This window comes from Stenotrophomonas genospecies 3 (assembly GCF_054473855.1).
This window is the reverse complement of the sequence record NZ_JBTMUR010000006.1, coordinates 145,824-171,845: the sequence shown is the minus strand read 5'-3', so window position 1 is coordinate 171,845 and position 26,022 is coordinate 145,824. Positions and strand designations below refer to the sequence as shown.

27 protein-coding genes and 1 tRNA gene are annotated in these 26,022 nt (G+C 67.0%); 24 read left to right on the top strand and 4 right to left on the bottom strand.

Annotated features, from left to right (window positions below; genetic code table 11):
• Nucleotides 1–172: 172 nt before the first annotated feature.
• Complete coding sequence (ampR, locus tag ACX9OT_RS10160; RefSeq protein WP_071229666.1) at nucleotides 173–1,039, bottom strand: LysR family transcriptional regulator AmpR; 867 nt, start codon at nucleotides 1,037–1,039, stop codon at nucleotides 173–175.
• Between the two features lie 176 nt (nucleotides 1,040–1,215).
• Between ampR and blaL2 the strand changes: the two genes are divergently transcribed.
• From blaL2 to ACX9OT_RS10145, 3 genes are all read left to right on the top strand, one after another.
• Nucleotides 1,216–2,127 (top strand): L2 family extended-spectrum class A beta-lactamase, encoded by a 912-nt coding sequence (gene blaL2 / locus ACX9OT_RS10155; protein WP_049400784.1) that lies wholly within the window; start codon nucleotides 1,216–1,218, stop codon nucleotides 2,125–2,127.
• Nucleotides 2,128–2,212: 85 nt separating this feature from the next.
• Entirely contained in the window at nucleotides 2,213–3,427 is a 1,215-nt protein-coding gene (locus tag ACX9OT_RS10150; RefSeq protein ID WP_189719924.1) for a cation:proton antiporter, read from the top strand.
• 55 nt (nucleotides 3,428–3,482) lie between these two features.
• Nucleotides 3,483–4,124 carry a hypothetical protein gene (locus ACX9OT_RS10145; protein ID WP_459001908.1) on the top strand — a complete coding sequence of 214 codons (642 nt, stop codon included), beginning with the start codon at nucleotides 3,483–3,485 and terminating at the stop codon, nucleotides 4,122–4,124.
• Nucleotides 4,125–4,257: 133 nt separating this feature from the next.
• Here ACX9OT_RS10145 and ACX9OT_RS10140 read toward each other — a convergent pair whose 3' ends face one another.
• Nucleotides 4,258–5,001: a DUF3011 domain-containing protein gene (locus ACX9OT_RS10140; RefSeq protein ID WP_459001906.1), complete on the bottom strand. Its 744-nt coding sequence runs from the start codon at nucleotides 4,999–5,001 to the stop codon at nucleotides 4,258–4,260.
• Nucleotides 5,002–5,159: 158 nt separating this feature from the next.
• Between ACX9OT_RS10140 and aspS the strand changes: the two genes are divergently transcribed.
• The 18 genes from aspS (at nucleotide 5,160) to queC (ending at nucleotide 21,748) form a co-directional block, all read left to right on the top strand.
• Nucleotides 5,160–6,911 carry an aspartate--tRNA ligase gene (aspS, locus tag ACX9OT_RS10135; protein WP_107431470.1) on the top strand — a complete coding sequence of 584 codons (1,752 nt, stop codon included), beginning with the start codon at nucleotides 5,160–5,162 and terminating at the stop codon, nucleotides 6,909–6,911.
• Nucleotides 6,912–6,927: 16 nt separating this feature from the next.
• Complete coding sequence (locus ACX9OT_RS10130) at nucleotides 6,928–7,251, top strand: DNA primase (RefSeq protein WP_071229670.1); 324 nt, start codon at nucleotides 6,928–6,930, stop codon at nucleotides 7,249–7,251.
• 31 nt (nucleotides 7,252–7,282) lie between these two features.
• The gene (locus tag ACX9OT_RS10125) at nucleotides 7,283–7,804 is read left to right on the top strand and encodes a GNAT family N-acetyltransferase (RefSeq protein WP_032128533.1); all 522 of its coding nucleotides are present in this window, start codon (nucleotides 7,283–7,285) and stop codon (nucleotides 7,802–7,804) included.
• Between the two features lie 75 nt (nucleotides 7,805–7,879).
• Nucleotides 7,880–8,512, top strand: coding sequence for an esterase/lipase family protein (locus tag ACX9OT_RS10120; protein WP_032128532.1), 633 nt, complete (start codon nucleotides 7,880–7,882; stop codon nucleotides 8,510–8,512).
• Nucleotides 8,513–8,674: 162 nt separating this feature from the next.
• Nucleotides 8,675–9,406: a YebC/PmpR family DNA-binding transcriptional regulator gene (locus ACX9OT_RS10115; protein WP_032128531.1), complete on the top strand. Its 732-nt coding sequence runs from the start codon at nucleotides 8,675–8,677 to the stop codon at nucleotides 9,404–9,406.
• A 105-nt stretch (nucleotides 9,407–9,511) separates the two neighbouring features.
• Complete coding sequence (ruvC, locus tag ACX9OT_RS10110) at nucleotides 9,512–10,033, top strand: crossover junction endodeoxyribonuclease RuvC (protein ID WP_032128530.1); 522 nt, start codon at nucleotides 9,512–9,514, stop codon at nucleotides 10,031–10,033.
• Between the two features lie 13 nt (nucleotides 10,034–10,046).
• Nucleotides 10,047–10,640, top strand: a complete 594-nt coding sequence (ruvA, locus tag ACX9OT_RS10105) for a Holliday junction branch migration protein RuvA (RefSeq protein WP_005410756.1) — start codon at nucleotides 10,047–10,049, stop codon at nucleotides 10,638–10,640.
• 48 nt (nucleotides 10,641–10,688) lie between these two features.
• Nucleotides 10,689–12,608: a potassium transporter Kup gene (locus ACX9OT_RS10100; RefSeq protein ID WP_019337542.1), complete on the top strand. Its 1,920-nt coding sequence runs from the start codon at nucleotides 10,689–10,691 to the stop codon at nucleotides 12,606–12,608.
• Nucleotides 12,609–13,306: 698 nt separating this feature from the next.
• A complete protein-coding gene (gene ruvB, locus ACX9OT_RS10095) occupies nucleotides 13,307–14,347 on the top strand; it encodes a Holliday junction branch migration DNA helicase RuvB (protein ID WP_010481595.1) in 1,041 nt (346 codons plus the stop codon).
• Nucleotides 14,337–14,768, top strand: a complete 432-nt coding sequence (gene ybgC / locus ACX9OT_RS10090; protein WP_459001902.1) for a tol-pal system-associated acyl-CoA thioesterase — start codon at nucleotides 14,337–14,339, stop codon at nucleotides 14,766–14,768. Before ruvB ends, ybgC begins: the two co-directional genes overlap by 11 nt.
• A 10-nt stretch (nucleotides 14,769–14,778) precedes the next feature.
• Entirely contained in the window at nucleotides 14,779–15,558 is a 780-nt protein-coding gene (gene tolQ / locus ACX9OT_RS10085; protein WP_006438802.1) for a protein TolQ, read from the top strand.
• Between the two features lie 24 nt (nucleotides 15,559–15,582).
• A complete protein-coding gene (gene tolR / locus ACX9OT_RS10080) occupies nucleotides 15,583–16,011 on the top strand; it encodes a protein TolR (RefSeq protein WP_071229044.1) in 429 nt (142 codons plus the stop codon).
• On the top strand, nucleotides 16,001–17,056 hold the full coding sequence (tolA, locus tag ACX9OT_RS10075; RefSeq protein WP_005410750.1) for a cell envelope integrity protein TolA: 1,056 nt from the start codon (nucleotides 16,001–16,003) through the stop codon (nucleotides 17,054–17,056). Before tolR ends, tolA begins: the two co-directional genes overlap by 11 nt.
• Nucleotides 17,057–17,340: 284 nt before the next feature.
• Nucleotides 17,341–18,660 carry a Tol-Pal system beta propeller repeat protein TolB gene (gene tolB, locus ACX9OT_RS10070; protein WP_032128528.1) on the top strand — a complete coding sequence of 440 codons (1,320 nt, stop codon included), beginning with the start codon at nucleotides 17,341–17,343 and terminating at the stop codon, nucleotides 18,658–18,660.
• Nucleotides 18,661–18,724: 64 nt separating this feature from the next.
• Entirely contained in the window at nucleotides 18,725–19,243 is a 519-nt protein-coding gene (pal, locus tag ACX9OT_RS10065) for a peptidoglycan-associated lipoprotein Pal (protein ID WP_032128527.1), read from the top strand.
• A gap of 3 nt (nucleotides 19,244–19,246) precedes the next feature.
• The gene (ybgF, locus tag ACX9OT_RS10060; RefSeq protein WP_071229043.1) at nucleotides 19,247–20,065 is read left to right on the top strand and encodes a tol-pal system protein YbgF; all 819 of its coding nucleotides are present in this window, start codon (nucleotides 19,247–19,249) and stop codon (nucleotides 20,063–20,065) included.
• A 237-nt stretch (nucleotides 20,066–20,302) separates the two neighbouring features.
• Nucleotides 20,303–21,004: a 7-carboxy-7-deazaguanine synthase QueE gene (queE, locus tag ACX9OT_RS10055; RefSeq protein ID WP_071229042.1), complete on the top strand. Its 702-nt coding sequence runs from the start codon at nucleotides 20,303–20,305 to the stop codon at nucleotides 21,002–21,004.
• A gap of 78 nt (nucleotides 21,005–21,082) precedes the next feature.
• Nucleotides 21,083–21,748: a 7-cyano-7-deazaguanine synthase QueC gene (queC, locus tag ACX9OT_RS10050; protein ID WP_049422913.1), complete on the top strand. Its 666-nt coding sequence runs from the start codon at nucleotides 21,083–21,085 to the stop codon at nucleotides 21,746–21,748.
• Nucleotides 21,749–21,870: 122 nt separating this feature from the next.
• Here the strand turns inward: queC and ACX9OT_RS10045 are convergent, their stop codons facing one another.
• Nucleotides 21,871–22,827, bottom strand: coding sequence for a DUF2268 domain-containing putative Zn-dependent protease (locus tag ACX9OT_RS10045; protein ID WP_459001899.1), 957 nt, complete (start codon nucleotides 22,825–22,827; stop codon nucleotides 21,871–21,873).
• A gap of 179 nt (nucleotides 22,828–23,006) precedes the next feature.
• Between ACX9OT_RS10045 and ACX9OT_RS10040 the strand changes: the two genes are divergently transcribed.
• Nucleotides 23,007–23,082: transfer RNA gene (locus ACX9OT_RS10040), tRNA-Lys, on the top strand.
• Between the two features lie 75 nt (nucleotides 23,083–23,157).
• On the opposite strand, the gene ACX9OT_RS10035 is transcribed toward ACX9OT_RS10040, so the two are convergent.
• Nucleotides 23,158–23,475, bottom strand: a complete 318-nt coding sequence (locus ACX9OT_RS10035) for a hypothetical protein (RefSeq protein WP_049463266.1) — start codon at nucleotides 23,473–23,475, stop codon at nucleotides 23,158–23,160.
• Between the two features lie 650 nt (nucleotides 23,476–24,125).
• On the opposite strand from ACX9OT_RS10035, the gene ACX9OT_RS10030 reads away from it, so the two are divergent.
• Together ACX9OT_RS10030 and ACX9OT_RS10025 are read left to right on the top strand one after the other, a co-directional pair.
• On the top strand, nucleotides 24,126–24,977 hold the full coding sequence (locus tag ACX9OT_RS10030) for an alpha/beta hydrolase (RefSeq protein WP_071228994.1): 852 nt from the start codon (nucleotides 24,126–24,128) through the stop codon (nucleotides 24,975–24,977).
• 84 nt (nucleotides 24,978–25,061) lie between these two features.
• Complete coding sequence (locus tag ACX9OT_RS10025; RefSeq protein WP_459001897.1) at nucleotides 25,062–26,000, top strand: alpha/beta hydrolase; 939 nt, start codon at nucleotides 25,062–25,064, stop codon at nucleotides 25,998–26,000.
• Nucleotides 26,001–26,022 lie beyond the last annotated feature (22 nt).

Genomic DNA, 26,022 nt, shown 5'->3' with positions numbered 1-26,022 from the left:
CGCGAGCATGGCGGTGATCGGCCGTGACCGCGAAACCGCTGCCGCCCAGCTGGAAAAAGCCGAGGCAGCGTGGATGGAACTGCTGGAGTCCTGACCGGTAGTGCCGGCCGCTGGCCGGCAGCGCGATGCGCCCACGACGATCAAGGGGTTGCCGGCCAGCGGCCGGCACTACCTACGCGCCCTGTGCCTGCAGCCATTCGCGGAAGCGCCTGGCCGGCTCACGTTCGGCACGCGATCGCAACCGCGTCAGCCAGTAGCGCCCCAGCTCCAGCGTGGTGCTGAACGGCTGCAGCAAACGGCCTTCAGCCAACTCCTGCTCGAACATGCGCAATGGCAGCAGCGCCACGCCGGCACCACCGACCGCGGCCATCGCGACCGTCAACGAGGAATCGAATACCGGCCCGCGCGCTTCCACGCCGCTGACCCCGGCCGCCTGCAGCCAGCGCGGCCATTCGTCGCTGCGGTAGGAGCGCAGCAGGGGCAGGGTGCCCAGGTCGCGTGGCTGTTTGAGCCGCCGCGCCAATGCTGGTGCGCACAGCGGTGCAAACGGCGCGTCGAGGATCGCCGTGCACGCCTGGCCCTGCCAGTCGCCATCACCGAAGCGGATCGCCAGGTCCAGGCCCTCGCCGGCCAGATCGATGCGGTTGTTGTGGGTCTGCAGTCGCAGCTCGATGTCCGGGTGCGCGGCCTCGAACGCAGCCAGCCGTGGCAGCAGCCAACCGGTGGCGAAGGTGCCGACCACGCCCAGCGTCAGTACTTCACGGGCCGGGCCACCGGTGTAGCGCGCGATGCTGGCCGAGATGCGCTCGAACGATTCGTTGAGCACCGGATACAGCGCCGCGCCCTCCTCGGTGAGCGCCACGCCGCGCGGCAGGCGATGGAACAGACGGATGCCGAGCCGGTCCTCCAGCCCGCGGATCTGGTGGCTCAGCGCGGCCTGGCTGACGCACAGCTCCAGCGCGGCACGGGTGAAGTTCTGGTGGCGTGCGGCCGCCTCGAAGGCACGCAGGGCGTTCAGCGGCAGGGTAGGGTGCAGCATCAGAGTAGTCGTGAGCCAGGGTGATGGCTGATCCTACCTTCCTAGTAGCCAGTTCAGAAGAATTAAAGGGTTGATTGCGACAGGCATTAATTCAGCTAATGCCTTCCGCTGATTTTTCGCGCTGGTCGCCTGCGTGCGAGGCTTCAATAATCGGGCGGTCCCCCAGGAGAACCCGCATGCTCGCCCGTCGCCGATTCCTGCAGTTCAGTGGTGCTGCCGTTGCTTCCTCGCTTGCCCTGCCGTTGCTGGCCCGTGCGGCGGGCAAGACCGCCGCCAGTGCACCGACCGATGCCGCCCTCACCGCCGCCACCGACTTCGCCGCGCTGGAGAAGGCGTGCGCCGGCCGCCTCGGCGTGACCCTGCTGGATACCGCCAGCGGCCGCCGCATCGGTCATCGCCAGGACGAGCGTTTCCCGATGTGCAGCACGTTCAAGAGCGTGCTGGCCGCCACCGTGCTCAGCCAGGCCGAGCGCAGGCCCGCGTTGCTGGACACGCGCGTGCCGGTGCGCGATGCCGACCTGCTCTCGCACGCGCCGGTCACCCGTCGCCACGCCGGCAAGGACATGACCGTGCGCGATCTGTGCCGTGCCACGATCATCACCAGCGACAACACTGCCGCCAACCTGCTGTTCGGCGTGGTCGGTGGCCCGCCCGCGGTGACTGCGTTCCTGCGCGCGAGCGGTGATGCGGTGAGCCGCAGTGATCGCCTGGAGCCGGAGCTGAACAGCTTTGCCAAGGGCGATCCGCGCGACACCACCACGCCGGCGGCGATGGCTGCGACCCTGCAGCGCGTGGTGCTGGGCGAGGTGCTGCAGCCGGCGTCGCGGCAGCAGCTGGCCGATTGGCTGATCGACAACGAAACCGGCGACGCCTGCCTGCGCGCGGGCCTGGGCAAGCGCTGGCGCGTCGGTGACAAGACCGGCAGCAACGGCGAGGACGCGCGCAACGACATCGCCGTGTTGTGGCCGCTGGCCGGCGGCACGCCCTGGGTGCTGACCGCCTACCTGCAGGCGGGTGCGATCAGCAACGAACAGCGTGCCACGGTGCTGGCGCAGGTAGGCCGCATCGCCGATCGGCTGATCGGTTGAGGTAACCGGGGTCATTCAGAAGTGGCTTGCCGGATCGGTTCGGCGCGCGCATCCTGCGCGCGTTCGAATCACACGGAAGTCCCCCATGAGCCATGAACTGATCTACCTGCTGCTGATCTTCGCGCTGCTGGTGATCCCACGCGCGCTGCAGCGTTTCAGCCTGCCCGCGCCGCTGACCTGCCTGCTGTTCGGCATCATCGGCATGCTCTGGCTGGGCGACCAGGCGCACGACGCGGTGATCGGTCTGTTGGCCACGCTGGGCATTTCCTCGCTGTTCCTGTTCGCCGGCCTGGAAGTGGATCTGCAGGCGCTGCGCCGTGGCATGTGGCCGCTGCTGGCGCATCTGGTGATCCGTACCGGCACGCTGTTCGGTGTGGGCTGGCTGGCCTGGCGCTACGCGGGGCTGCCGTGGCAGGCCGCCGGCCTGCTGGCGCTGGCGCTGCTGACGCCGTCCACCGGCTTCATCATGGATTCGCTGTCGCGGCTGGGCCTGAGCGAGGACGAGCGGTTCTGGGTGACCAGCAAGGCCATCGCTGGCGAACTGCTGGCGCTGGCGGCGTTGTTCATCGTGCTGCAGGCCGGCGACCCGGGCCACATGGCGCTGTCCAGCCTGGCGCTGCTGGCGATGATGATCGGCCTGCCGCTGCTGTTCATCGCGCTGGGCCGCTGGGTGGCGCCGCATGCGCCGGGCTCGGAGTTCTCGCTGCTGGTGATGGTGGGCATGGTCGCGGCCTACATCACCTATCTGCTGGGCGTGTATTACCTGGTCGGTGCGTTCATCGCCGGTCTGGTCGCGCGCCTGCTGCACCAGCGCATGCCGCTGCTGGCCTCGCATGAGAACCTGCACGCGCTGCGCCTGTTCGCTTCGTTCTTCGTGCCGTTCTATTTCTTCAATGCCGGCACCAAGGTGCCCAGCGAAGCACTCAGTTTCGAGGCGCTGGGGCTGGGCATCGTGATCACCCTGGTGGTGCTGCCGCTGCGCATCGGCGTGGTCTGGCTGCAGCGCCGGGTGATGTTCGGCGAGAGCTTCCGCAGCAGCCTGAGGGTCTCGCTGGCGCTGGCCCCGACCCTCATCTTCACCCTGGTGCTGGCCGCGATCATGCGCGAGCGCTTCCAGATTCCGGCGGTGCTGTTCGGTGCGCTGCTGCTGTATGCGGCGCTGACCACGCTGCTGCCGTCGCTGGTGTTCCGCACGCCGTTCGATGTCGATCCGGTTGAACAGGAACCTGCGGGTGAAGGCGAAGCCGCGCCGGTGGCGGCCACCGAAACGCTGCCAGCGGCATCTTCAGTCGATCGCTGAGTGGATGCTGGGCGTGCGGTTTGCGCACTTCGGCCATGGCCGTTAGGGTTGGGGCATGAAACTGCCTGCCGTTGTCACCGCTTCCGCCCTCCTGCTCAGCCTTGCTGCGTGTTCGCAGCGCTCCGATACGGTCGCCCATGATCTGGCGACCGCACCGGCCGATGCCTTCATGGCCGCCATCGCCGCGCATTGCGGCCAGGCTTACGCCGGCAATGTGGTGGAGGACACGCCGGCACCAACCGGCAAGGATCCGTTCGCCGGGCAGCGCCTGGTCATGCATGTGCGCGGCTGTGCCGATCCGGCGCACGAGCTGCGCATCCCGTTCCATGTCGGCGATGACCACTCGCGGACCTGGGTGCTGACCCGTACGGAAACCGGCCTGCGCCTGAAGCACGACCATCGCCACGAAGACGGCAGCCCCGACGCGATCACCCTCTACGGTGGCGACAGCACGCCGCCGGGCACCGCCGAGCGCCAGCAGTTCCCCGCCGACGCCGATTCGGTGGCGATGTTCCGCCGCGCCGACATGCTGGCCTCCACGCACAACACCTGGGCGATGGAGATTGATCCCGACCAGACCTTTGTCTACGAGCTGACCCGCCCGGAGGGCCGCCGCTTCCGCGTGCAGTTCGACCTGAGCAAGCCGGTTGCCCTGCCGCCTGCACCGTGGGGCGACGACAAAGCGTCCGCCCCGTGATCCCAGGGTCGGATTCCTCCTGCGGAGGGCCTCGACCCCAGAAAGGCCCTCAGTAGATCCACACCATGCGTGGATGCGGGATACCGGACCGGGATCAGAGCCCTGGCCGTCGGCAAGGGATCCGGCCGTGTGCTTACCGCGTACCGAAACGCGCGCGGCAGCCGTTGCTCACCCACACCTGGCCACGTGAGTAGCCCCAGCTGCGCCCTTCCTGGCAGGCACTGCCGGACAGCTGCTGCTGCAGCACCGGGCGGCCCTGGCGCTCATCCCAGTCGCAGGTCTGCGAGCGGTTGTTGTTGCTGCTGCAGGTAACTGAGTAGTTTCTGTTGCCGCCGCCCCAGCCACTGCCACCACCGCCCCAGCCGCGGGCTTCGGCGAATTCGGCACGGCAGCCGCCACTGACCCAGACCGCGCCGTTGCGCACGCCCCAGGTGCGCCCTTCGTTGCAGGGGCTGCCGGACAGCTGGCGGACCAGGCGGGCATTGCGCCAGCCGACCGGGCAGCTGCGCTCGCGGTTGTTCTGGCTCTCGCAGCGGATGGTCTCGCCGGGCCGGCCGTTGTTGCCGCCCCAGCCACCGCCATTGCCGCCGCCCCAGCCACCGCGGGCCTCGACGAATTCCGCGCGGCAACCGTTGGTGACCCAGATGCTGCCGTTACGGCTGCCCCAGGTGCGTCCTTCATCGCAGTCCGAGCCGGACAGCTGGCGCACCAGCTGCGCATTGCGCCAGCCGGTGTTGCAGACCCGTTCGCGGTTGTTCTGGCTTTCGCAGCGGACCACGCCGCTCTGCGCATGCGCGGAAGGGGCGGGCAGGGCAAGGGTGCCCGCGGCACCCAGGCTGAGGGTTACGGCCAGGCTGGCCAGGGACAGCGGTTTCATGGCGGCATCCCATACGGTGGCAGGTGCCCGACTATAGGGAGGGGGGCGATCAAGCCGGTGTGACTGGCCGGATTTGCCCCGGCCGGGGCCTCGGCCGCAGAATACGAGGCTTTCCGGCCCCCATCCGGTGCCGGCGTTCTCCAGCGGAGCTTCCCCCCATGCGTACCCACTTCTGCGGCCTGGTCGATGAGACCCTGATTGGCCAGACTGTCACCCTCGCCGGCTGGACCGACGTGGCCCGTAACCAGGGCGGCGTCTGCTTCATCGATCTTCGAGATCATGAAGGCATCGTGCAGGTGACCGTGGAAGTCGACAACGCCGACGTGTTCGCCGTGGCCGCGTCGCTGGGCTACGAGGACGTGCTGCAGGTGGAAGGCGTCGTGCGTGCCCGCCACGCGGTGAACGACAAGATGCGCACCGGCAAGGTTGAAGTGATCGCCACCGCCATCACCGTGCTGAACAAGGCCGCGCCGCTGCCGTTCCACGCCCACGAGAATCCGGGCGAGGAAACCCGCCTGAAGTACCGCTACCTGGACCTGCGCCGCCCGGAAATGCAGCGCATGCAGCGCACCCGCATCAAGCTGGTGCAGGCCCTGCGCCGCCATCTGGACGAAAAGGGCTTCCAGGACATCGAGACCCCGATCCTGACCAAGGCCACCCCGGAAGGCGCGCGCGATTTCCTGGTGCCGGCGCGCATGCATCCGGGCGAGTTCTACGCCCTGCCGCAGAGCCCGCAGCTGTTCAAGCAGATCCTGATGGTGGCCGGCTTCGACCGCTACTACCAGATCGCGCGCTGCTTCCGCGACGAGGCCCTGCGTGCCGACCGCCAGCTGGAATTCACCCAGCTGGACATGGAATTCGCCTTCGTCCGCGAGCGCGACGTGCAGGATTTCGTCGAGGACATGATCCGCGCCATCTTCAAGGAAGTGGTCGACGTCCAGCTGGATGCCAGCTTCCCGCGCATGACCTGGGCCGAGGCAATGCGTCGCTACGGCTCGGACAAGCCGGACCTGCGCATCGCGCTGGAGCTGGTCGACGTGGCCGAGCTGGTCAAGGACAGCGAGTTCGCCGTGTTCACCGGCCCGGCCAATGACGCCGAAGGCCGCGTTGCCGCGCTGCGCATCCCGGGCGGTGCGTCGCTGTCGCGCAAGCAGATCGACGAATACGCCACGCATGCCGCCAAGTACGGCGCCAAGGGCCTGGCCTACATCAAGATCGCCGACAACGGCGAAATCAGCTCGCCGATCCAGAAGTTCTTCAGCGAGGAATCCTTCGCCGCGCTGGTCGCCCATGTCGGCGCCGGTAACGGTGACATCGTGTTCTTCGGCGCCGGTGGCTACAACAAGGTCTCCGACTTCATGGGCGCGCTGCGCCTGAAGGCCGGCAAGGACTTCGGCCTGGTCGCCGACGGCTGGGCACCGCTGTGGGTCACCGACTTCCCGATGTTCGAGTGGGACGAGGAAGAACAGCGCTACGTCGCCCTGCATCACCCCTTCACCGCACCGGCCGTGGACGACATCGCCGACCTGCGCGCCAATGCCCGTACCGCCGTTTCGCGCGGCTACGACATGGTGCTCAATGGCAATGAAATCGGCGGCGGTTCGATCCGTATCCATCGTCCGGACATGCAGAGCGCGGTGTTCGAACTGCTCGGCATCGGCGCCGAGGAAGCCCGCGCCAAGTTCGGCTTCCTGCTCGACGCGCTGAACTACGGCGCGCCGCCGCACGGTGGCATCGCCTTCGGCATCGACCGCATCGCCGCGCTGATGGCCGGCACCGAGTCGATCCGCGACGTCATCCCGTTCCCGAAGACCACCGGTGCACAGGATCTGATGACCGACGCGCCGTCGCCGATCGTCGACGCGCAGCTGGCCGAAGTGCACATCCAGGTTCGCCCCAAGACCAACTGATCAGGAGATCCAGGCAATGACCGAGTTTGCGTTTTCGCTGGAGTGGGAAAAGCTGGGCAATGAAGGCTCCGAGGCCACCCTGGTCACCGAGCGTGCGCGCGTGTTCGGTGGTTGGCTGGTTCGCGTCGGTACCAATCCGGCGGCGATGGCCCTGACCTTCGTCGCCGACGGCGAGGGCCGTTGGGACGGTGAAGACTTCGGCGTCGAGGATTACGAGGACGACGAAGAGGAAGAGTACGACGAGGACGAGGAAGGCGAAGAAGAGGACGAGGACGAAGAGGAATACGAGGAAGAGGACGAGGAAGAAGAAGCGGAATCGGAATCGCCTGAAAAGGCTTGACCCGCGCTTCGCCCTGACGTCAACTTCCTGCATGTATTCGATCCGCCGCGCCACCGTGGACGACGCGCCGACCCTGTCGGCGCTGGCTGCCCGCACGTTCACCGAAACCTTCGGCCATCTGTATCCGCCGCAGGACCTGCAGGCCTTCCTTGAGGAGGCCTACACGGTCGAGCGCCAGCGCGTGATCCTGGCCCACCCGGATTACGCGGTGTGGCTGCTGGAGCTGGATGGGGAGGCGGTCGGCCATGCCGCCGCCGGCCCCTGTGGCTTGCCGCACCCGGACGTGAAGCCCGGTGACGGCGAACTCAAGCGGCTGTACCTGATCAAGACGCAGCAGAGCTGCGGCTGGGGCAGCCGCCTGCTGGAAACCGCGCTGGCCTGGCTGGAACACGAAGGCCCGCGCACGCTGTGGCTGGGCGTGTGGTCGGAGAACTTCGGCGCACAGCGTTTCTACGCCCGCTATGGATTCGAGAAGGCCGGCGAGTACCTGTTCCCGGTCGGTGACACCCAGGACCTCGAGTTCATCCTGCGCCGCGCACCGCGCGCGACCTGACGTTCACCGCCGCTTGCTGCGCGCGCGTGTTCAATCACCGTACGTTTCCGCCCCGCTGACCGCCAGGCTGTTTGCATGACTCCCCCCGTATTGCTGCTGCATGGCATCTGGAATGCCCGTGCCTGGGTCGGGCCGCTGGCCTGGCGCCTGCGCGCGCGTGGTTTCCAGGTGCACGCGTTCGGTTACTCCTCGGTGTTTGGTGGCCCCGACGTGGCCGTGCCGCAGCTGCTGGAGCGGCTGGCCGATGCCGGCCCGTTGTCGCTGGTCGGCCACAGCCTGGGGGGATTGCTGGCGCTGGAGGCCTTGCGCCGCCAGCCGCAGCTGGATGTGCAGCGCGTGGTCTGCCTGGGCTCGCCGCTGCGCGGCAGTGGCACTGCGCGTTCGCTGTCCGAGCACGGCTGGGGCCTGGCGTTGGGGCGCAGCAGCGATCTGCTGCTCGATGGCCTGCCGGACTGGCAGGGCAGGGCCGAGGTTGGCCTGATCGCCGGTTCGGTGCCGCACGGCCTAGGCAGCCTGCTGGGCGCCATCGACGACGCCTCCGACGGTACCGTGGCCCTGGCCGAGACACGCCTGCCGGGCCTGGCCGACCATTGCGTGGTACGTACCAGCCACAGTGGCCTGGTGGTATCGCCCGATGCCGCGCGGCAGACCGCGCATTTCCTGCGCCACGGCCAGTTCGATCACAGCCGCGACGCCGCCGCTGCATGATTGAGTGGGTGCGACGGGCCTGCCTCGGTGGGTGCGAACCGTTGGTTCGCACGCTCTCCGCCGGGCATGACCTGGCGGCATCCCTCCGCCCTAGACACGGTTGCCGCCCCCGATCAGGTAGAATCCGCGCCTTGATCCTGAAGCAGCCAGACGGTAGCACCCATGGGTAGAGGCCCCTCCATCGAAGCCCGCAAGAACGCGTCCGACGCGAAGCGCGGCAAGATTTTCACCAAGATCATCCGCGAGATCGGCGTTGCCGCGCGCGGCGGTGGAGGCGACCCCAACAACAATCCGCGCCTGCGTGTGGCCGTGGACAAGGGCCTGGCCGTGAACATGTCCAAGGACGTGATCGAGCGCGCCATCAAGAAGGCTACCGGCGAACTGGAAGGCGTCGATTACGAGGAAATCCGCTACGAGGGCTACGCCCCGGGTGGCGTGGCCGTGATCGTCGACTGCCTGACCGACAACCGCGTGCGCACGGTGGCCGATGTCCGCCATGCGTTCAGCAAGTGCGGCGGCAACATGGGCACCGAAGGCTCGGTCGCCTTCATGTTCAAGCGCCTGGGCGTGCTCAGCTTCGCCCCGGGTGCCGACGAGGAAGCCATCACCGAAGCGGCCATCGAGGCCGGCGCCGATGACATCGTGGTCTACCCGGACGACGGCTCGATCGACGTGGTCACCAGCCCTGACGCGTTCAACGCGGTCAAGGATGCGATGGCCGCCGCTGGCCATGTCGCCGACCACGCCGAAATCACCTTCCGCGCGGACAACGACATCAAGGTCGAGGGCGAGGTTGCCCTGCAGGTCAAGAAGCTGCTGGACATGCTTGAAGACCTGGACGACGTGCAGGACGTGTACTCCAACGCCGAACTCGGCGCCGACGCCTACGCCTGAGCCGTCCTTGACGGCCTGGGCGCGGGCCGTTGAACGGTCACCGCGGACAGTCATGAGCCCATACGCCTGCCAGCGCCTCCCGTTCCGCCCCGCCAGGAGTGCAGCATGACCCGCATCCTCGGCATCGACCCCGGTTCGCAGCGGACCGGGGTCGGCATCATTGATGTCGACGCCACCGGCCGCGTCAGCCACGTGCACCACCAGCCGCTGGTGCTGCTCGGCGCCGACGATTTCCCGCAGCGCATGAAGCTGCTGGTGCTGGGCCTGGCTGACCTGTGCCGCGAGTACCAGCCGCAGGAAGTGGCCATCGAACGCGTGTTCATGGCGCGCAACCCCGATTCGGCGCTGAAGCTGGGCCAGGCCCGTGGCGCGGCGATTTCCGCCGTGGTGCTGCGTGACCTGCCGGTGCACGAATACGCCGCCAGCGAGATCAAGCTGGCGGTGGTCGGACGCGGTGGCGCCGAAAAGCAACAGGTTCAACACATGGTCGGGCTCATGCTCAACCTGAAAACCAAGCTGCAGGCCGACGCGGCCGACGCGTTGGCAGTGGCGATCACCCATGCCCACGTAAGGGCAACGGCCAACCGCCTGGGGCTCAGTGCCCGCCAGGCGTGGGGCCGCAAATGAGGAGCTGCACGCAATGATCGGTCGACTGCGCGGCATCGTCGCCTACAAGGCGCCGCCGTGGCTGGTGGTGGACGTGAACGGAGTGGGCTACGAGCTGGAGGCGCCGATGAGCACCTTCTACGACCTGCCCGAGCTCGGCCGCGAGGTTACCCTGTACACCCATTACTCGCAGAAGGAAGACAGCGTCTCGCTGTACGGCTTCCTGCGCGAAGGTGAGCGGCGCCTGTTCCGCGACGTGCAGAAGGTCAGTGGCATCGGCGCGAAGATCGCGCTGGCCGTGCTGTCCGGCGTCACCGTCGAGGAATTCGCGCGCATGGTCCAGGCCGGTGACATCACCGCGCTGACCCGCATTCCGGGCATCGGCAAGAAGACCGCCGAGCGCATGGTGCTGGAGCTGCGTGACCGCGCGGCGCAGTTCGGTGCCGGCGGCGCGCTGCCGACCGGCAGCGGCCCGGCCCCGGCCGATCCGCTGTCCGATGCCACCGTGGCCCTGCAGCAGCTGGGCTACAAGCCGGCCGAAGCGGCGCGCATGGCCCGCGATGCCTTCAACGAAGGTGACGAAGTGGCCACCGTGATCCGCAAGGCGCTGCAGTCGGCACTGCGCTGACCCGCCTTCCTTTCCCCAACCCACCGCCTGAGCTTCGCCAGGAGTCCCATGTCCAGCAGTCAAACCCCGCACGCGGCCGCCCCAGGCGGTCATGGTCACGCCCCTCCAGCCGGAGGCCTGGCGCTGATCATCGGTGCGATCGGCGTGGTCTTCGGCGATATCGGTACCAGCCCGCTGTACACCCTGAAGGAGGCGTTCTCGCCGCACTACGGGCTCAACAGTGACCACGACACCGTTCTGGGCGTGCTGTCGCTGGCGTTCTGGGCGTTGAACATCGTGGTCACGCTGAAGTACGTGACCATCATCATGCGCGCCGACAACGACGGCGAGGGCGGCATCATGGCGCTGATGGCGCTGACCCAGCGCACGCTGCGCAACGGGTCGCGCTCGGCCTATGTGGTCGGCATCCTCGGCATCTTCGGTGCCTCGCTGTTCTTCGGTGATGGCGTGATCACCCCGGCGATCTCCGTGCTTGGCGCGGTCGAGGGCCTGGAGGTGGCCGCGCCCGGCCTGCATGCCTTCATCGTGCCGATCACGGTGGTGGTGCTGCTGATGGTGTTTGCCGCGCAGCGCTTCGGTACCGAAAAAATCGGCAAGGCATTCGGCCCGATCACCTCGGTCTGGTTCATCTCGCTGGCGGCGATCGGCATCTACAACATCGTCGACGCACCGGAAGTGCTGAAAGCCTTCAACCCGTGGTGGGCGATCCGCTTCTTCATGGAACACAGCTGGCACGGCATCTTCATCCTTGGCGCGGTGGTGCTGGCGGTGACCGGTGGCGAGGCGCTGTACGCCGACATGGGTCACTTCGGCGCCAAACCCATCCGCCACGCCTGGTATTTCTTCGTGCTGCCGTGCCTGGTGCTGAACTACCTGGGGCAGGGCGCACTGGTGCTCAACCACCCCGAGGCGCTGAAGAACCCGTTCTTCGAGGCGGTGCCGCCGTGGGCGCTGTACCCGATGATCATCCTGGCCACGATGGCGGCGGTGATCGCGTCGCAGTCGGTCATCACCGGTGCGTTCTCGGTCTCGCGCCAGGCCATGCAGCTGGGTTACATCCCGCGCATGCGGATCAAGCACACCTCGCACGACACCATCGGCCAGATCTACATCCCGGGCATCAACTGGGGTATCGCGGTGATGGTGATCGGCCTGGTGCTGGCCTTCCGCAGCTCGTCGAACCTGGCCGTGGCCTACGGCATCTCGGTGTCGGCCACCATGCTGATCGACACCCTGCTGCTGGCCCTGGTCGCGCGTTCGCTGTGGCCGAAGGCCCGCAAGTGGATACTGCCGCTGTGCGTGGTGTTTTTCATCATCGACCTCGGCTTCGTCATCGCCAACGGCGCCAAGCTGCTGCAGGGCGCCTGGTTCCCGGTGGTGCTGGGCATCTTCCTGTTCACCATGATGCGCACCTGGCGCCGTGGCCGCGAGCTGCTGCGCGACGAGATCCGAAAGGACGGCATCCGCCTGGACACCTTCCTGCCAGGCCTGATGCTGGCGCCGCCGGTGCGCGTGCCGGGCACCGCCGTGTTCCTCACTGCCGACCCGACCGTGGCCCCGCATGCGCTGATGCACAACCTCAAGCACAACAAGGTGCTGCACGAGCGCAACGTGTTCCTGCACGTGGAAACCCTGCCCATTCCCTATGCGATGGAAGGGCAGCGGCTGAAGATCGAATCGGTGGGCGACGAGTTCTACCGCGTCTACGTGCGCTTCGGTTTCATGGAGACCCCGGACGTGCCGCTGGCGCTGATGCGCTCGTGCGACCACGGCGGCATCTACTTCGACCCGATGGACACCACCTTCTTCGCCAGCCGCGAAACCATCGTCGCCACCGCCAACCGTGGCATGCCGATCTGGCGTGACAAGCTGTTCGCGCTGATGCACAGGAACGCCGCTCCGGCGACCGGGTTCTTCCGGATTCCGGGCAACAGATTGGTGGAACTGGGCGCGCAGGTGGAGATTTAATCTCCACCTGCGCTACGTCCCACGATTTGCTGCGCAAACCGTGGGTCCCGCGCGCATTCCACCTTATCCCCGCGCCTGTCGGCGCGCCCCCTTGAAACGCAGGCGCCTTGGGCGCCGGCGTTCCGCGCATTCCACCTTATCCCCCCGCCTGTCGGCGCGCCCCCTTGAACAACAAGGGGGCTCCACTTGCGGAGATGCCGCGCGCTTGAAGCTTGGCCCACTCTGCTCTCCAGTTTCCTCCACGCCTGGATCTACCGTGCCGACCAACGGTCGGCACCCACCAAAGCAGAACGCCGTTCCGACAGGCCGCAGGAAACTGTCGAAGGCGGGGTGGGTCCGGTTGCGGGGGCGTGAGCCGCATGGGCCCGAGGCATGCCTCGGGCGGGTTGGGCAGGACGCCCAACCCCGGTCTTGCCGTGTGCGCAGGATTGCGCACACGAGCAAGCGGCGATCGAGCTTACATGGGTGAGGGCGCTTTGCTTGCGAAGCACTGCTTCGCAAGCGCCCGAACGCACAGCCGCCAGCGGCTGGGCCGGGCCCCGGAGGGGTACTTGCAGCGTCCCCCGCAAGCGGACCCACCCCGCCATTCCCCAGGAAGCCCGCTTCGGCTGTTGCTCTGGATGTTGCCGTTGCCGTTGCCTCTGCGGGTGCCGGGCGCAGCCCGGCCGAAACCCGCGCTTTTGCCGCATAATCAGCACATGACCGACGACCGCATCATCGGCGCCGGCGCCACCCGCGAGGATGACGCCGCCGACGCCAGCATCCGCCCCAAGCGCCTTGCCGACTACCTCGGCCAGGTGCCGGTGCGCGAGCAGATGGAGATCTACATCCAGGCGGCCAAGGGGCGCGGCGACGCGCTCGACCACGTGCTGATCTTCGGGCCGCCCGGCCTGGGCAAGACCACCCTCAGCCATGTCATCGCCAACGAACTGGGCGTGGCCCTGCGGGTCACTTCCGGCCCGGTGATCGAGAAGGCCGGCGACCTCGCCGCGCTGCTGACCAACCTGCAGCCGCACGATGTGCTGTTCATCGACGAGATCCATCGCCTGTCGCCGGTGGTGGAAGAAGTGTTGTACCCGGCGATGGAAGATTTCCAGATCGACATCATGATCGGCGAGGGCCCCGCCGCCCGCTCGATCAAGATCGACCTGCCGCCGTTCACCCTGATCGGTGCCACCACCCGTGCTGGCCTGCTGACCGCGCCGTTGCGCGACCGCTTCGGCATCGTCCAGCGCCTGGAGTTCTACAGCGTCGAGGAGCTGACCCGGATCGTGCGCCGCTCGGCAGCCATCCTGGCCATCGACTGCACCGCCGATGGCGCCGGCGAGATCGCACGCCGCGCGCGTGGCACCCCGCGTATCGCCAACCGCCTGCTGCGCCGCGTGCGCGACTATGCGCAGGTGAAGGCCGGCGGCCACATCGACGAGGCCGTGGCCCAGGCTGCGATGAAGATGCTCAAGGTTGACCCGGAAGGCTTCGACGAGCTTGACCGGCGCCTGCTCAAGACCATGGTCGACTACTTCGATGGCGGCCCGGTCGGCATCGAATCGCTGGCCGCGGCGCTGTCTGAAGAGCGCGGCACGCTGGAAGACGTGGTCGAGCCGTACCTGATCCAGCAGGGCTTCCTGGTGCGCACCGCGCGTGGCCGCATGGCCACCCACAAGGCCTACCGGCACATGGGCCTGAAGCCGAAGAACCCGCCGCAGGACCTGTTCGCGGAGGTTCCCGATGTCGGTTGAGCCCCGATTCAGTTGGCCGACACGCATTTACTGGGAAGATACCGACGCAGGTGGCGTGGTCTACCACGCCCGCTACGTGGCCTTCATGGAACGGGCCCGGACCGAATGGATGCGTGCGCTGGGCTACGGCCAGGAGCGCATGCGCGCCGAGCACGGGATGGTCTTCGCGGTGCGCTCGATGCAGATGGATTTCATCAGGCCGGCACGGCTGGATGACACCCTGCAGGTGAGTGCCCGCCTGGTCCAGCTGAAGAAGGCCAGCATGGTCTTCGACCAGCAGATCCTGCGCGACGGCGAATTGCTGCTGTCGGCGCAGGTCCGCATCGCCGCACTGGACGCGGCCAGTTTCCGCCCGCGTGGCATGGACGAGGCCGTCCTTGCCGCGCTGCAACCCCACCTCCACCCCGAATCCGAACACTGAGGAACAACGGATGATCGCAACGCTCCTGGCCCTGCAGGCCACGGTCACCGAGGCACTGCCGGCCGATGTCAGCAATGCCGCGACACAGACCCTTGCCCAGGCCACCACTGGCGGCGGCATCAACTACCTCGAACTGATGGCCAAGGCCAGCCTGCCGGTGAAGATCATCGTGCTGCTGCTGCTGGTCGGCTCGTTCGTCAGCTGGGTGATCATTTTCCGCAAGGCCCGCGTGTTCAAGCAGGCCACCCGCGAAGCCGACGAGTTCGAGAACCGCTTCTGGTCCGGTGCGGACCTGGGCAAGCTGTACAGCTCGGCCACCGACCGCAGCCGCAATGTCGGCGGCCTGGAAGCCATCTTCGAAGCCGGCTTCCGCGAGTACACCCGCCTGCGCGACAAGCGCCGCCTGGACGGTCGCGCCCAGTTGGAAGGCGCACAGCGTGCCATGCGCACCACTTACACCCGCGAAGTGGACCAGCTTGAGCGCAACCTGGAACTGCTGGCCAACATCGGCTCGACCGCGCCTTACGTGGGCCTGGTCGGTACCGTGTTCGGCATCATGGTGACCATGCACGACATGATCAGCAGCGGTGCGCAGGCCGGCATCGCCGCCGTCGCGCCGGGCATCTCCGAGGCACTGTTCGCCACCGCCATCGGCCTGTTCGTGGCGATCCCGGCGGTGTGGGCCTACAACCGCTTCACCACGCGCGTGGAGCGCATGTCGGTGCGGTTCGAGACCTTCGCCGAAGAGTTCAGCTCCATCCTGCAGCGCCAGAGCGCTGGCGACGAGTAAGCGCCTGACCCGGGAGTCCAAGCCATGTCCGCTGCCATCGGTCGCCGCAAGCGCCGCAAGCTGAAATCGGAAATCAACGTCGTTCCCTACATCGACGTCATGCTGGTGCTGCTGATCATCTTCATGGTCACCGCACCGCTGCTCACCCTGAGCTTCGACGTCGACCTGCCGCAGTCCAACGCCAAGGCGCTGGAGAGCAAGCAGGATCCGGTGATCGTCTCGGTGCGCCAGGACGGCCAGCTCAGCCTGAAGCTGCCCGACGCCAAGGACCCGACCGCCGTGTCGGCCGAGGAACTGGAAGGCCGTCTGGCCGGCATCGTCGCCCAGGACAAGGGCGTGCGCGTGATCGTCGCCGCCGACCGCGCCGTGGCCTATGAAAAGGTCATTGCTGCAATGGATGTGATCAAGCGCGCCAAGGTAGACAAGGTAGGCCTGGCCACCGATGCACGCTGACGCCCTGCCACCCCCGCATCAGCGCGAACCCGGCTGGGGCCTGCCCCTGGCGCTGGCGTTGCTGGTGCACCTGCTGGTCGCGCTGGTGTTCATCGTGGCCTGGTTCTGGTCGCCCGAGCGCAACACCGATGCCGCCGCCGGCGACCCCTCGGTCGAGGCCAGCCTGGCGCTGTCCGCGTCCGAGGCCTCCGCCGCACGCCAGGCCCTGCGCCAGTCGGAAAAGCTGGAAGACCTGCCGCCGCCGGTGGCCGAGCCGATCCCGGTGCCGGAAGACACCATCCCGCCGCCGCAGCCGATTCCCGAGCCGCGCCCGCAGGACGCCCCCACGCCCCAGCAGCAACAGGCGCAGGAGCGTGTCGCGCAGCCGGACACCAAGGACCAGGAAGCGGTGAGCGCGCTGGCCATCTCGCAGGAGAAGGCCAAGCAGGAACAGGAAGCCAAGCGCCGCCAGGAACAGATCGACCTGACCGAACGCAAGCGCCAGGAAGAAGCGGAACAGAAGCTGCGCCTGGCCAAGCAGCAGGAAGCGGACGAAAAGAAGAAGCAGGCCGAGCAGGAGCGCGTGGCGGCTGACAAGGCCGAGGCCGAGAAGCAGAAGAAGATCGCCGAGATCCGCGCCCGCCGCGAGCAGGCCGAGAAGGAAGCCAAGCTGGCCGAGCAGAAGCTGCGCCAGGTGGCAGCCGCGCGTAATGCTGCCGGCAGTGCCGCTGCCGGTTCCAGCGGTGCCTCCCAGCCGGCTGCCGGTGGCGGTGGCAATAGCGATGATCTTTCGGCCAAGTACGCGGCCGCGATCCAGGCCAAGGTGCTGTCGCAGTGGGTGCGCCCGGATACGGTGCCGCTCGGCCAGCGTTGCCAGATCACCATCACCCAGATTCCGGGGGGCACGGTGATGCAGGCCAAGGTCAGCCCGAACTGCCCGTACGACGAGGCCGGCAAGCGTTCGATCGAGGCCGCCGTGCTCAACGCGCAGCCGCTGCCGTACCGCGGCTTCGAGTCTGTGTTCGCACGCACGCTCAACTTCACCTTTACCGCCCAGGATCGCTGAGGCGGGCAGGGCTGGGTGGCCATCGGGCCACCTGCGCCCACGGATGTCGCGCCTGCCTCTGGCGGGCCCGGTTTCGACCGGGCAGGCTGGGGGCTGCTGTGGAATACCACCCTGCGGGGCGGTGTGGCCGGGGCAGGCGGTGCGATGTTAGCCACGACGTTAACGGTGCGTGAGAGGACGGGCTGGAACTGACCCGGAATTCACGTACCCTTGGTTCATGATTGCGAAGCGGTTCACTCCCGCTTTGTTATCCCTCGTTCCGGTTTCCCCCTATTGAGCGCTCCATGAAAAAGATGCCTCGCTGGCTTGCCGTGTTTGCGGCCCTGTTGCTGCCCTTTGCTGCCGTCGCGCAGCAGAAGGGGCTGGATATCGACATCATCGGCGGCAATGCCTCCGCGCTGCCGATCACCATCGTGCCGATGCCCTACCAGGGTTCGGCGGCTGCACCGCAGACCGACGTCGCCGGCGTGGTCCGCGCCGACCTCGAGCGTTCGGGCCAGTTCCGCACGCTGCCGGAAGCACAGATCGTCGAAAAGCCCGTGAGGGGCGGCGACATCCAGTTCGCCACCTGGCGCGCGCTGAAGCAGAACTACATCGTGGTCGGCCGCGTGCTCGACGCCGGTGCCGGCGCCTACCGTGTCGAGTACGAACTGTTCGACGTACCGAAGGGCGAGCGCCTGCTGGGCCTGGCGATGACCGCCCGTGGCAACGCCATGCGTGACGTCGCCCACCAGATGGCCGACGCCATCTACGAGAAGATCACCGGTGTCCGTGGCGCCTTCTGGACCCGCATCGCCTACGTGACCGCCAGCGGCAAGGGCGACGCCATGCGCTACGCGCTGATGGTGGCCGACTCCGATGGCTACAACCCGCAGACCATCGTGCGTTCGGCCGAGCCGCTGCTGTCGCCGTCGTGGAGCCCGGATGGCAGCAAGCTGGCCTACGTCAGCTTCGAGCGTGGCAATTCGGCCATCTACATCCAGAACATCGGCACCGGTGCGCGTGAGCTGGTCACCAGCTTCCGCGGCATCAACAGCGCCCCGGCGTTCTCGCCGGACGGCCGCAAGCTGGCCCTGACCCTGTCGCGTTCGGGTAACCCGGAAATCTACGTGATGGACTTGGGCAGCAAGCAGCTGACCCAGCTGACCAACCACTTCGCCATCGATACCGAGCCGACCTGGGCACCGGACGGCAGCGCGGTGTACTTCACCTCCGACCGCGGCGGCCGTCCGCAGGTCTACAAGGTCGGTGCGGGCGGCGGCAGCGCCGAGCGCGTGACCTTCCAGGGCAACTACAATGCCAAGCCCTCGGTGTCCTACGATGGCAAGAAGATCGCCGTCGCCCAGGGCTCGGGCAACAGCTACAAGATCGCGATGATGGACAGCTCGCTGGGTTCGCCCCGCTGGAGCACGCTGTCCCCGGGTTCGCTGGATGAATCTCCGAGCTTTGCGCCCAACGCAAGCATGGTGTTGTACGCCGCCCGCGAGGGTGGCCGTGGTGTGCTGTACGCCGTTTCTGCCGATGCGCGCGTGCGCCAGCGGTTGGTTCTGGCTGACGGAGATGTGCGCGAACCGGCATGGTCCCCATACCGTACCCAGCGCTAAAAGAGTGTTAATATTTTCGCTGTCTTGAACCCCTCATCGGCCTAGGAGCCACAAAGGTATCGCCATGAACAAGTCCACCCGCGTTCTGCTTGTTTCCCTGCTGTCTGTGGCCGTCCTGGCCGGTTGCTCGAAGAAGGTGAAGGAAGAGCCGGCAGCCCCGGTTGACACCGGCACCTCGACCACCACCCCGACCGCTCCGTCGACCTCCGGCCTGTACGGCCCGGGCGACCTGGACACCGACGCTTGCCTGCGCCAGCGCGTTGTCTACTTCGACCTGGACAAGGAAGACGTGAAGCCGGAATTCCAGGCCATCATGGCGTGCCACGCCAAGTACCTGCGTGACCGTCCGTCCTCGCGCATCACCCTGCAGGGCCACACCGACGAGCGCGGTTCGCGCGCGTACAACCAGGCCCTGGGCGAGCGTCGTGGCAACGGCGTCAACTCGGCCCTGCAGGCCAACGGTGGCTCGGCTTCGCAGCTGACTGTCGTGTCCTACGGTGAAGAGCGTCCGGTCTGCACCGAGTCGAACGAGTCCTGCTGGTCGCAGAACCGTCGCGTCGAAATCGTCTACACCGCGCAGTAATCCATGCGTATTGGCATCAAACTGATGCTGGTCGTTGCGGCAGCCCTCGTGGCTGCCGCACCGGCGCATGCACAGCGACAGAGCCTGGCCGACCGCGTTGGCGCGATCGAGCAGCAGATGTACAACAACAGTGCCAACCAGGACCTGTTGAACCAGATCAATCAGCTGCGGCAGCAGGTCACCAGCCTGCAGGCCTCGATCGAGCAGTTGCAGCACGACAACGCCCAGCTCAAGCAGTCCGCCCAGGACCAGTACCTGGATCTGGACAGCCGCCTGAACCGGTTGGAAGGGGGCAATGCCGCCCCGGCCCTGCCGCCCGTTCCGGCGAGCGCGCCGAAGGCCGCCCCGGCCCCGGCAAAACCCGCAGCGGCGGCCACTTCCGAGCGGCCGCCTTCCGTCCATGGTGATGCCGGCAGCCTTGCCGCCACCGGCGACGAGCGCACCTCCTACAACGTCGCCTTCGATTCGCTGAAGGCCGGCAAGTACGATGATTCGGCGCAGCTGTTCCTGAGCTTCCTGCAGCTGTACCCGAACGGCGTCTACGCGCCGAACGCGCTGTACTGGCTGGGCGAGAGCTACTACGCCACCCGCAATTTCCCGATGGCGGAGGCCCAGTTCCGTGAACTGCTCTCGCGCTATCCGACCCACGACAAGGCCGCTGGCGGCCTGCTCAAGGTCGGCCTCTCGCAGTATGGCGAGGGCAAGGTCGACCAGGCCCAGCAGACGCTGGAGACCGTCGTGGCGCAGTACCCTGGCTCGGACGCCGCGCGCACCGCGCAGGACCGCCTGCAGTCGATCCGCCTCGGCAAGCAGATCCGCTGATCCGCTGGCCGGGCGTACAATACGTGTCCTGTAGAGCCGAGCCCACGCTCGGCTGCTTTCGTTTCCGGACCGGCAAACCCGCCCGGATCCGGTAGCGCCGGGCCATGCCCGGCGGCTTGCATTACCGGCTGGGCCACACCCGACCGGCTTCAGTTGTAGAGCCGAGCCATGCTCGGCTGCTTTCGTTACCGGCCACGGTAGCCCACCCGCCACGTGTCCCACCAAGAAGTCCCCGCCATGACCGCCGTTACCTCGTCCAGCGCCGCCGCCACGCCCAGTGAGATCGTGCAGTCGCCCCTGCCACGCCTGAAGATCACCGAGATCTTCACCTCGCTGCAGGGCGAAGCCGATACCGCCGGCTGGCCGACCGTGTTCGTGCGCCTGACCGGCTGCCCGCTGCGTTGCCAGTACTGCGACACCGCCTATGCCTTCCATGGCGGCACCTGGTGGGACATCGACGACATCGTGGCCGAGGTGCTGGCCCAGGGCGTGCGCCACGTCTGCGTGACCGGTGGCGAGCCGCTGGCGCAGAAGCGCTGCCTGGTGCTGCTGCAGAAGCTGTGCGATGCCGGCATGGACGTCTCGCTGGAAACCTCCGGCGCGCTGGACGTGAGCGCCGTGGACCCACGCGTATCGCGGGTAGTCGACATCAAGACGCCGGGCTCGGCCGAAGCCGCCCGCAACCGCCTGGAAAACCTGCCGCTGCTGACCGCGCGCGACCAGATCAAGTTCGTCATCTGCAACCGCGAGGATTACGACTGGGCCAAGGCGATGGTGGCCGAGCACGATCTGGTGAAGCGTTGCACCGTGTTCTTCTCGCCGAGCAAGGGTGAGATCACCGCGCGCCAGCTGGCCGACTGGATCGTCGAGGACCGGCTGCCGGTGCGCTTCCAGATGCAGTTGCATAAAATCCTGTGGAACGATGAGCCGGGCCGATGAGCCCAGGCAGCGTTCCCTGATGTAGCTCCGGCGCGGGACAGCGTGCTGGCTTTCCCCTCCCAACCGGATGTTTTACCCATGAAGAAGGCAGTCGTGCTTCTCTCCGGCGGCATGGATTCAGCCGCCGTCATCGCGATGGCCCAGGAACAGGGCTTCGCCGTGCATGCCCTGAGCGTGCGCTACGGCCAGCGCCATACTTCCGAACTGGATGCTGCCGCCCGCGTGGCCAAGGCCCAGGGCGTTATCGCGCACAAGACCGTGGACGTGGACCTGCGCAGCATCGGCGGCTCGGCGCTGACCGACGACATCGACGTGCCCGAGGCCGGCGGTGCCGGCATTCCGGTCACCTACGTGCCGGCGCGCAACACCATCATGCTGTCGCTGGCGTTGGGCTGGGCCGAAGTGCTCGGTGCCAACGACATCTTCTGCGGCGTCAACGCCGTGGACTACTCTGGCTACCCGGACTGCCGTCCCGAGTTCGTGGCCGCGTTCCAAGCGCTGGCCAACCTGGCCACCAAGTCGGGCGTGGAAGGCGCAGGCATCAAGGTGCACGCACCGCTGCAGTTCCTCAGCAAGGGCCAGATCGTCAGCGAAGGCGTGCGCCTGGGCGTGGACTTCGGCCTGACCGTGTCCTGCTACAACGCCGACGCCAACGGCGCCGCCTGCGGCCACTGCGATGCCTGCCGCCTGCGCGCGCAGGGCTTCACCGAAGCCGGCGTAGCCGACCCGACGCTGTACGCCTGAAATACGGGTGCCGGGCATGGCCCGGCGCCGCCGGGATCTGGAATCTGGTAGTGCCGGCCGCTGGCCGGCATTCCCGTGGGTGCCAACCTTGGTTGGCACTGTCCGCCAGGCAAGGCCCGGCGCTACCGCTGCCGCAACCACCCCGACGCGTCAATAAACGCCCGCACCGCCTTCGGATCGGCATAGTCCAGTTCGATCATCCGCGCGATCGCCGCCTTCTCATCGGCCTGCTGCCGCATGTACCCCTGCGCGATGCGATACCCGGCGTAGTACCCCACATCACTCACCCCGAACGGATTGCGGGCGCTGTTGTAGAGCCAGTTGTCGAGATTTTCCCCGTTCATCTCAGCAATGAAGCGCGTGCGGATTTCCGCTTCGTGTGTTGCGCCGTAGTCGTAGAAGGGTAATGCCGGCCGGCGCCCACTGATGCGCTCCGCTACATACTCGGCCACACCCTCGCGCACCGCGTACTGGGCCAGGCTGCCGGTGGTCTCGCGCTGCTGCGTATGCACGTACTCGTGCAGGTTGTTCTGCGCGTTGTTCGCCCCCGGGCGGCTGTCGTAGAAGATCCGCAGGCGGCTGCGCATCGGCTCCGGCAGCTCGCTCACGTCCACGCGCTCATCGCCCAGCGCCATCTCCGCTCCGATCAGCACCTTGTCACCCAGCGTCGTGCCGCCGGTACGCAGAACACCGACCGCATAGGTGATGGTGGCGGGGCGCAGGGCGGGGTAAAGCTCCCGGAACGCAGCCAGGTCCCGTTCCAGGGTGGTGCTGGCCTGCTGCGCGTTGGCGGTCAATGGCCGTACTGACGTCCAGAAGCGCGGCCACGTACGCATGGCCGTGGCGTATTCGCGGGCGGTGTAGTTGCGGACCTGCATCAGCGCATGCAGGCCGGGGCTGCCCGGATCGATGTAGCGCTCCTGCACCAGTGCGACCTGGCGTTCAACGTCGGGCTCGGTGCGCACGGCGTCATAGGTAGCCCAGAAGCGGCCGATATCATCAGTGACGACCTGGGGCGGGGCGGCCAGTGCTGCGCAGGGCACCAGCAGGGCGGCAATGAGGCAGAAGGGCAGGCGCATCCGTGGCTCCGGGGAAGGATCACAGATGGGATGCGACGGAGGCCCGGAAGGTTTAAGCCGGCGGCCCAGATCGGGGTAGTGCCGGCCGCTGGCCGGCAACCTCGACGCACCAGGGTTTCACCCGGCCCGGCAAAGTAGGGTAGAATGCCCACCCCGCCGAAAGGCTGGGGCAGTGCAATGGGCCGTTAGCTCAGTCGGTAGAGCAGAAGACTTTTAATCTTTTGGTCGAAGGTTCGAATCCTTCACGGCCCACCATTGCATCCAATGACCCAGGTCATTCAGAAAGGCACCGCAATGCGGTGCCTTTTTTGTGGCGCTCGTCCAGGGCAACTACTTCGTCCGCGCATTCTTCGCTTTAGCCGCCGCCGCGTCGGCAGCCTCCTGTGCGGCCGTTGCTGCCGCATTCGCAGAACGTGCCGCCTCCGCTCTTGCCGCCTCGAAATAGGTGAGCCGCTGCAGACTGGTTCTGCGTTCCAGTTCCATTGCTGCGGCGAAGCTCTCCGGATGCTTTGCAGCGCAGGCCTCCTGCACCAGTTGCACGGCACGATCAGACAGCCCGGGCTGGATGTTGCCGAGCAGGCAATCGGCATACGGTACGGGCGCGGCCGGGCTGGCGGCCAGCGCGGCGATGAGTACTGCACTCAACATGCAAACCTCCTTGTAGGTTTCGAAGTGGCTGGTGACCAGTCGGTCCCAAGTATGGACCGGTTCTGGGTGCAACGGCGGGTACGCCGGCCGGATATCCCGGCACACCCGTTCCGCCAGCCCGCGGCAGGCGAAGAACAACCCATCGCCCCCCTTTCATCCAGATGGCAGTCGGGCGTGGCCATCGACCGGCAGCGCTCAGCGGCGTGCAGCATTTCCGCCACGGTCAGCATGCCAACGGCGGCACGCTTCGCGCGTGCCATCGCCTGTTCGCGCCCGGGCGGCAGATCGGTTTCCGGCCAGGGCAGGCCGTCGGCGCCGTCGCCATCGCGGATGCGCTTGAGGCATCCCCAGAATGCGCATCCACGCATGGCGTGGATCTACTTTCGCCTGAGAACAATCGCTGCGATGACGGCTGCGATGCCGACCGGGATCAGGACGACCGCCAGAAGAATGATCCAGTGCCAAATGCTGAAGCCCCCCATGTCCCAACTCCTTGTAGGAAACGACGAATGCTAGCAAACGCGATTGCAGTCATTTCCCGATACAGTTCAAGCATCGCGCAGCGCCGTAGCATACGTGCAGGCTTGCCGAATCGGCCGACGCCTTGGCCTTGGCGTTATGCTCGGCACTTTCCCAGGATGGGCCGCTCCATGCGCTTGATCGTGCTGTCGCTGTTGTTGTCCGCTGTCTCCGCCGCGCCGTTGATGGCCGCCGAGCCTGCGCCGTCCGCACAGGCCGCCGCCGCAACCCCGCTGGTCATCGGCGAGACCTTCACCATTGAATCGAAGGCGCTGGGCGAAACCCGCCGCATCAATGTCTACCGCCCGCAACCCTGGGGTCTGGACCCGAAGGCACCATTGCCGGTGCTGTACATGGCCGATGGCGGCATCGGCGAGGACTTCCTGCATGTGGCAGGGCTGGTGCAGGTGCTGAGCGGCAACGGCAGCATGCGTCCGTTCCTGCTGGTAGGCATCGAGAACACCGAACGCCGCCGCGACATGACGGGCCCCAGCAGCGACCCGCAGGACCAGAAGATCGCACCCCGCATCGGCGGTTCAGCGGCCTACCGCAGCTTCCTGCGCGATGAACTGATGCCGCAGGTGCGCCAACGCTACCCGACCACCGACGAGCGCGCGCTGATCGGTGAATCGCTGGCCGGCTTGTTCGTGGTCGAGACGTTGCTGCAGGAGCCGACACTGTTCAACAGCTACATCGCGCTGGACCCCAGCCTGTGGTGGAACCGGGGCGCGATGTTGGCCGCTGCGGCCAAGCAGTTGCCGGCGGTGACGCGTGCGCAGCCGCGCGTATTCCTGGCCAGCAGTGGGCAGCCGGAGCTGGCTGCGTCCGCCGCGCAGTTGGCCACGCTGCTGCAGCAGGCGTCGCCGTCGCCGCTGGTGAAGTACCTGCCACTGCCGGAGGAAACCCACGCGACGATCTATCATCCGGCCGCCTTGCAGGCGCTGCGCACGCTGTTCCCGGCACCGCCGCCGGCCTCGCCCTGATCCGGCGTGGCACTGCACCGCACGACGTGTGAGGATGCGGTAGCGGCGCCACCTGGGGGCGCCGCCCGCAACGGGAGAGCGTGGATGCAGCGTGTGCGTGGATGGAGTGTGGCGGCCTGCCTGGCCGTGAGTGGCTGTGCGATGTCGGTGGCACCACCGGCAACGCAGAGTGAAGTGAAGGAGAGCGCGGCAGCCGCTGCGCCAGGCGTGGTGCTGCCGGATACGGAAGCGTTGCGCATACATGACCCCGTGGGCCGCGACTATCCGATCTGGGTGGCGCTGCCGGCCGACTATGCGGCGCATCCGGAAAAGCACTATCCGGTGCTGTACGTGACCGATGCGCTGTACAGCTTCCCGCTGGTGCGCAGCGTGCGCAATCTGGTGGGGCAGCAGGGCGTCAACATCGAGAATTTCATCCTGGTCGGTTTGCCGCCGCAGGAAGGCCTGACTTCAAAGCAGAGCCGCTCGCGCGACTACACGCCCAGCAATCCGGCGCGCACGGTCGATGGCTATTACAGTGATGACGTCACCTACGGCGGTGCCGCGCACTACCGTGATTTCCTGGCGACACAGGTGCTGCCGATGGTCGATGCGCGTTATCGCACCGATCCCGCCCGGCGCATGTTCGCCGGTCATTCCTATGGCGCGCTGTTCGGCGCCTATGTGCTGACCACACAACCGGACCTGTTCAGCACCTACATCCTGTCCAGTCCTTCGTTGTGGTTCGACCAGCTTCTGCTGCCGCGCATGCAGGATGCCGCAGTCATCCCGACGCAGCCTACGCGCGTGCTGCTATCGGTGGGCAGTTACGAGACGGACAAGCCAGGGCCACGTTATTCCACCGGCAACGACATGCTGAGGCAGACCGCGGACTTCACTGCCCAGCTGAAGCGCACGGGGCGCAAGTTGAAGGTGGACAACGTGGTGATTGACGGCGAGGACCATCTCACGGTCTACCCGCGGGTGATCACTCGCGCACTGCTGGAGGTGATGCCGGGTGAAGGGCCGTACACCGGCGGTTGATGGGGGGCTGCATCCACGCATG